A 4,505-nucleotide genomic window follows, 5' to 3' on the forward strand; every position below is an offset into this window, starting at 1 on the left:
TCAACAACGGAATGTTTTGGAAGCGTTACAGAGCAAACAAACGGACAAATATCCACTAAGCGACTGGTACCTTGGCGCGCTTTACGCATTAGATAACCATTATAACCCTGATCGTATCGCTCAGGCAGCCCATTCCCTACGAGAACTTCTCGAAAAACTACCGCGACTCATTCATGAAAGTGATATTCCTGAAAACACACCCCGCTTCTACAACATGCGGAACAATATAAGCGATCTCATTTCGAGATCAAAAAAACGCTGTCCAGAAGGCTGGAAAGGTGAGAAAATTGATAAAAATTTAGCCAAGGCACTTACAGAAATTGAGAAATATCTTGAACTCAATAAACAACCAAATCGGGGAGAACGGATACAGCAAGCAATTGCTACTATTGATCCGATGGTAAACCGACTGGACAGTGAAATTCAAGAAGGAAAAAGAAAACAATTGCTCAATTTATGGAAGAGGTTACAGAACTTTACGCATCATAATAGTAACCTAGATGTTGAAGAATTTCGCAACTGCTTACAGGACTTGGAAGGTACAGTTTTCGACCTTCTTGCCCCGATCACCGCACAAGATCAAGAAGAAATTCAAACGATTTTAAGGCACCCTGACAGGTCTAAGAATGATGTTGAACGTATGTTTTCACTAATTGAGCGTAGAGGAGCCAACTTTGTATTCTTTTTTACGCAAATATCCGAAAAAACAGATATTACGTGGTTACCTTTTCTTGAGAAAAAAGGATATTTCACACATCCACCAAATGTACAGCGCACTGATGATGATTCTGTGATTTTTCCTTTTTGGTGGCCAATAGGCTATCTGGCGGAAATCTCCAGTCACGCACCGGATAAAGTCATTGAAATTGTGTTACAACTCCCTAAAACTGATAATCCAAGAGTCTATGATGGGATTTTGGACATCGCGTTGCAGCTCCAAGGAGAGCAGCCTGCGAAACTTAAGCCTAAAATACTTGAATCTGTGGACATAGAGTATCAATCTCGGACCTATAGATATGCCGACCTATTGGCACATTGGACAAAGGAAAATCAAATAGCGGACGCATTAGAACTATCAAAGATTCTTGTTGCCTTTGTTCCTGATCCAAAATCGAAGGAAAAACAAAAGCGTCGAAAAGATGATCCTATGAGTTGGGGTACCTTACTTCATCCGTCCACCCGATTCAACCATTGGGAATACTCCCAAATAATGACCAAGGGAGTTTGCCCTCTTGCTGAAAATGAACCTTACGAAACCGCTCGTCTTCTAATTGATGCCACATCAAATATGTTTCGTTTGCGAATACATCAGGACGCGTTTGATAGAGAACAAGATTTTTCTAATATCTGGTTCGCTCGCTTGCATGTACCAGAAAAAGATTACGGCAATCCCGATGAAATGCTTGTTCATACACTGACTTTTGCTTGTGAAAAGGTCTTTGAAAAATCTCATGATGCAATTGCGGATTTGGATAAGCTATTGCGAAAGCAAAAGTGGAAAATCTTCAAGCGCTTACGCCAGCATCTTTATTCGCAATACCCAAACGAGAAAACAAAACCGTGGATACGAGAATTGATTCTGGAGCGTGAAGATTATCATCAGTCAGAACACTCTTACGAATTCCAGCAGATGACACGGAGTGCCTGTGAGCACTTCGGTAACACCTTACTTACGAAAGAGAAACGCACACAAATTTTTGAAGCCATCCGCAGTGGCCCACCAAAAGATGATTTCCGAGGATGGTTAGGAGAGAAATTTACAGAAGAACGTTTCCAGAAACGTCAACATTATTATCACCTACAACAACTTACACCTTTCGCAGCCGTGTTATTTGGCGAATATAAAACTTACTTCCAAGAATTAGCAAGGGCATCTAATGAAGAGATTTCCGATGAGGACTATCCTCCGTTTAAATCTAAGAGCGGATGGGTGTCTAATCGCAGTCCATACTCGTCCGAAGACCTTGCCAAACGAATGGAAAAAAGAAGATGAACTTCGCAGAGATGACGAGTTTGTGGAGATTAATATCAAAGCACTCGCTGAAGCGTTTCAAACTACTTTTAAGGAATCGATCATTCCGGACTCCAACAGATTTCGATTCTGGATGGAGAATAGTAAAAAAATTGAACGTCCCATTTACGTGCGGATGATGATTTATGCAATGCAAGCACACCTAAAGGAAAAGAACTTCAATCAACTTAATGAATGGTTAACATTCTGTGAGTGGGTCCTTTCACATTCCGACCAAGAGCATGACGCAGATTATAGACCCAGCGATGAATCCAAAGAGAATCCAAACTGGTCTAATTCGCGACGTGCAGTCGGCGACTTTATCGGTGTATGCCTTGAAAAGGAGGTAGATATTCCGATCATTGCCCGAGAACAATTAGCAAAACTTTTAGAAACGATTTGCACACAATATGATTGGCCATTAGATGAAAACCATCCGAAAGTCATGAATGAATATGACCCACTTACCGAAGGTATCAATAACACACGGAGTCGAGCACTGGAGAATCTGGTCACATTCGGTTTCTGGCTGCGGGATCTGACAACAATTCTTGAAAGACGCTTTTCGTCGGAGGCCAACTATCCTTTAACGCTGCCAGAGTATGCCATTCTGGGCAAAAACTATCCTTGGATTTGCAGTCTCAATGAGACATGGGCAATCAAGCATAAATCAGACTTTTTCCCACAGAGTAAACTCCCCGAGTGGGGGGTGGCATTTAGTAGTTTCGTGCTCGGCAATCAGGCGTTCAAGCCTATCTTTAAGATTCTTAAAGACGAATTCAATTTTGCGCTGCGACATCTAAGAAACATTAAAAATCGCAATCGAGGGGGTCATGAACCAATTGCGGTACTAGGTGAGCGTCTGTTCAACTATTATCTGTTGGATATGTTTCCACTTAAAGGTCAAGAAAGCTTGCTTGAACGATTTTACCAACAAACAGATAAAAAGTATTGGGCTAATTTGTTCAATGATATAGGTCATCGCTTGTGGAAGACTGGAAAACACCTAAACCAAAATACAGAAGACAGAGTAAGGAAATTCTGTGACTGGCGTCTCAAGTTTGAAGAACCGACTGAACTCCAATATTTTACTACATGGTTGCAAGCCGAGTGCCTAGACCCTGAATGGCGATTGAAGGCATATTCCAAAGTCTTGGATATATGTGAAGTAGAGGATTGGGGAATGCATGTCAAAACATTGTGTGAAATGCTTCCAAATCATACTGAGATGGTAGTTGAGTGCTTCTTTAAGTTAACCGAGGGAACCAAAAAAGACAATATCCACATCCAGAAAGAGGAAGCAAACGCTATTCTGAAAGCGGGACGTGAAAGCAAGGACGACAGTGTCCGTTCTAAGACAAAACTCATCCGTGAAAACTTGCTGAATTCGGGTAGATTTGTTCTACCGGATTTAGAGGATTGACACTGAACAATTTGCTATTGTTCATGGAGCGTTCACAAAATGTTCATGAAATCATCAGATTTCACGCCTAAAAATGTAGAGGTCGGATCAATAAAAAAATAACATTTAGATAATTTTTCGTCAAGATTACCACTGTTCAAACGATTCGTTTTCGCGTAGGAGAAAAATGTTACACTTTCCACCAAATTATTTTTTTACATCCGAACATGAAAAAAGAAAGCCCATGAACCCTTACGGTTACTGGGTTCTCTGCCGATCTCCTTTGTACACTAAATGTTACACCAGTGTAACATTTTTAAAGGGTTGACCGCTCCTTGAGGAGAAAGTATTACACATTTTGTTATACATATTTCAACATATCGATAGTTTCACAGTAAACCCAAAATGCCTCACGCCACCGATACCCGATAAACCCACACTGTGACTGGGTTTCTAAAAGTTAATTCAAATTTCACAATCCTAAAATTTCACAGTAAACCCCGAAAAATGCAATGTCTCCAAAGATGCTACAAACCCGCTCTACAACTGGATTCCAAGAGGGTTACAAAGACCGTTCTCGAAAGGCTTACTGTGAAATTTGCATATCATCAGTTCCCAACCAAAGTCCGAACGGTTTCTTCGCGGAACACCCAAGCAAAACACACCGCCCACAAGGAAACCCAAACTAACAGTTTTGCGGCGTACTCGCCCAGATGCGACGTGCATCATGCTACAGGGCTCACTTTTGATAGGCGCATGTCAAAAACTTTACACACCCGATCGCTCACTTGATGATTCTGCTGACATTTGCTTGACACTTCTTCACTTTTTGCGATACACTATATCCATGGCACAAGACTACGACAATACGGGAAAAAGTTTATGGACAGACCACGCCGACGACCTTTCGAGGTTTGTACTTGGTGAGGAAGATGTCGAAGTCCTTGAAGACCTCGACACCGAGCAACAGACCGTTATTGCTCGGCAGACCGACATCACAAAACGCATCCGTGTCAACAATCAACAGGCAATCCTACACGTCGAATTGCAACTCCGCGATAGCACTCGCACACCGATGTGGGCACGAAATGC

Annotated in this window: 3 protein-coding genes; all 3 read left to right on the top strand. The window is 41.8% G+C overall.

The window, feature by feature from the left end:
* On the top strand, window positions 1-1,993 hold a 1,993-nt coding region (locus J4G07_22580), incomplete at its 5' end, for a hypothetical protein (GenBank protein ID MCE2416770.1).
* Window positions 1,965-3,434, top strand: a complete 1,470-nt coding sequence (locus tag J4G07_22585; protein MCE2416771.1) for a hypothetical protein — start codon at window positions 1,965-1,967, stop codon at window positions 3,432-3,434. The genes J4G07_22580 and J4G07_22585, both read left to right, overlap by 29 nt.
* A gap of 706 nt (window positions 3,435-4,140) precedes the next feature.
* Window positions 4,141-4,505, top strand: a 365-nt coding sequence (locus J4G07_22590) for a hypothetical protein (GenBank protein MCE2416772.1), incomplete at its 3' end; no start/stop codon positions are given.

The organism is Candidatus Poribacteria bacterium, assembly GCA_021295715.1.
Lineage (GTDB): Bacteria > Poribacteria > WGA-4E > WGA-4E > WGA-3G > WGA-3G.